A 2625-nucleotide genomic window follows, 5' to 3' on the forward strand; every position below is an offset into this window, starting at 1 on the left:
CCACCATTTGGCATCTGTGGTGTTTGTTGCTGTTGTTCACGCCGTGCTAACCGGCTCATGATTTCATTGTCCATACTGGCCCCCAATTAAATATTTAATCATTATACCACTAAAAATTAAAGGGTTGACCAATAGCTGGTTTGAAGCCAACACCATCCGGTAAGTCAGCAATAAAACGTGTCACATCAGCTTTAATTTTTGGAAAAGTATCATAGTGGATTGGCAGCACGTGCGCTGCCGTTAAGAAACTCGCTGCAATCAAGGCATCATCTTGTGCCATTGTATAATAGCCACCAATTGGTAAAAACGCCATATCAACCGGTTGCCGCAATGCCACCAGTTTCAAATCGGAATACAAGCCCGTATCACCTGCAAAATACAATAATTTGCCTTCAATAGTTAAGGCAAATCCTGCCGACATACTAGCATGTCCATCAGTTGTCACCGCATGCCAGGCTGGGTAGAATTTAATTTTAATGGTTGGGCTCAGTTGCACCTCACCGCCAAAATTCGGGGCAATAACCGGTAAATCATTAGTCGCCAAAAACTCATAGTGCGTATCTGCCAAGACAACAATTGTGGCCCCTGTACGTTGTGCAATCGCCAACGTGTCGCCGACATGATCTGCATGCGGATGGGTCACGATAATAAAATCAGCCGCCAGTGTCTCAACTAGTTCATCAGCGTGATTTAAAAAAGGATTTTGCGTGATAAACGGATCCACTAAGATAGTTGTGCCATCCGACACAATCCGTAATGCGGCATGTCCAAAATGTGTCAATTCCATAAAATTGCCTCCTCATACAGATAAAACCAATGATGTCATCGCGACTAATCTCAAAGCACTGTTTAACCGCGTCCTGTTAAACGCTTTAATAACCGATAAAGCCGGTATTTTGTGCCATTCACCGGTAAAATAAAGTCACCGACTAACTGACGCGCATGTCCAGCAAATGCTGTTTTAAAGCCTAACACACCATCAGAACCATCAAACCGACCTGAAATACCATAAAAATTATAAAGCGGTATCCCCTGTGCCACTGCCCGTTGGATCATCGCATCTTGAATCTGATACGGTGCATAATAATCCATATAATCCTCATACGTGCCAGAATACAAGTAGGTCATTTCCTGTGGTTGCGCAATAAACAGTGCCCCAGCAACAACAACCGTTGCTTGACCAGCGGCTGCAAATTGTTGGTTGGCTTTTTCAACACGCTTAATGTGATGCTGCTTTTGATCATCAAATTCGGCAAATTGGCGCTTAAACTTATCTTGATGCGGGTATTTATCAATTTTTTCTTGAATTTTAGCTAACTTTTGATTCAACGCTGCAATCTTGTCGCTTTCTTCTGCTATGTAACGTTCAAAGTTCAATTCTGCAAAAATAAAGGTGGCGTCGTCACCATAATTATCATAAATCGCTTCATAAAACGATAAGTCTTTATCATGATAGTGTAGCCGATCCGCCGTCGTTTGGGTTAACTGCTTAAACGCCGGTAACTCTTCCCGTGATAGTTCGCGCAATTGGATGCCAAACTGCTGATTTTTCTTTAAATAATATTGCGCGTTCTTCGTGTAAGATTGGCGAATCGCCCGTTCATTATCTAAGCCAGCTAATGGTTTCACATATTCCCAAGTTGGCGACCCCGTCGTTGACATACCAAATTGGAATGGTTCGTGTGTGAAGCCCGCAGTCGTCATCATCGTTAAGAATTGATCATTTGTACTACCAATTAATTGCCCCTTATCATCCGTATTGGCATAAGTAACATTCGGACGCCAAATGATATAGAGCGCCCCTTGCTTTTTAGCAAAATGATGCACTGACCGGGCGAAAAATGCCAGCAACTCACGATCACTAAAGTCCATCAATGGCCCACGATCAAATAGATAGACCTGTCCAAAACGTGTCATTTCGGTGGTGACTAATGCCGCCGCAACGATTGTGTCGTCATCTTTAACACCCAACAAAAATGCGTCACGCTGGCGTTGACGCAAAAGGTGATATTGTAAAACAGATTGCGTATAGCTACCTAATGGCTGCTGTAATTCAAATTGGTTATATTCTTCTGGTGTTAGTGTTGTAAAAACTAATGTCATAAGACTATGATCCTCTACCTACTATTATACAAAAAAAAGACGCCAGCAAGGGCGTCTTTAATGATTTTATTAGTATTGACCAACGTTAGATACGGCAACAATTGTGCCACCAACAACACCAAAACCAACTGATATTGCGCGTGGGTTAGTGACCCACATACGGTGACCTGGTGTACCATTTGTCATCATGCCTGTTTCGTTATACCAAGCACTAATTACTTGATTGAAACCAAAGCCAATGGCAACGACTTCACCATTTGTGCGGAAGTGGTTTGTTGGCAAGCCACCATTTGCAACAGCGTTGTAGGCACGTGATTGTGCTTGCGCTGACAAACCAGCATCCAAAGTTACTGGGCGTAGTCCCAATGACGCACGCAATGCGTTCAATGAATTCAACATCGTTGCTGCAGCTGAGTTACCAGCTGTTGAAACTTGTGTCACTTGTGGTGCTGCTGGGGCAGTTGTGCCACCATTAGCTTGATAAGCCAAGTATTCAGCAGCTGTCATAAAGCCATCACGGTT

Annotated in this window: 3 protein-coding genes; all 3 read right to left on the minus strand. The window is 43.3% G+C overall.

Annotated features, from left to right (window positions below):
* Window positions 1-109: 109 nt before the first annotated feature.
* Entirely contained in the window at window positions 110-787 is a 678-nt protein-coding gene (locus tag ACW12G_RS06905) for a metal-dependent hydrolase (RefSeq protein ID WP_455647595.1), read from the minus strand.
* A 62-nt stretch (window positions 788-849) separates the two neighbouring features.
* Window positions 850-2103, minus strand: coding sequence for an aminoacyltransferase (locus ACW12G_RS06910; RefSeq protein WP_455647596.1), 1254 nt, complete (start codon window positions 2101-2103; stop codon window positions 850-852).
* A gap of 69 nt (window positions 2104-2172) precedes the next feature.
* Window positions 2173-2625: CAP domain-containing protein (locus tag ACW12G_RS06915; RefSeq protein ID WP_455647597.1), on the minus strand; the 453-nt coding region annotated here is incomplete at its 5' end.

The sequence above is a fragment of the Leuconostoc sp. genome, assembly GCF_965300815.1.

Bases quoted from the DNA above. Each gene is read 5' to 3' on its own strand.
- ACW12G_RS06905 (WP_455647595.1), bottom strand. From the start codon at position 787: ATGGAATTGACACATTTTGGACATGCCGCATTACGGATTGTGTCGGAT.
- ACW12G_RS06910 (WP_455647596.1), bottom strand. From the start codon at position 2,103: ATGACATTAGTTTTTACAACACTAACACCAGAAGAATATAACCAATTT.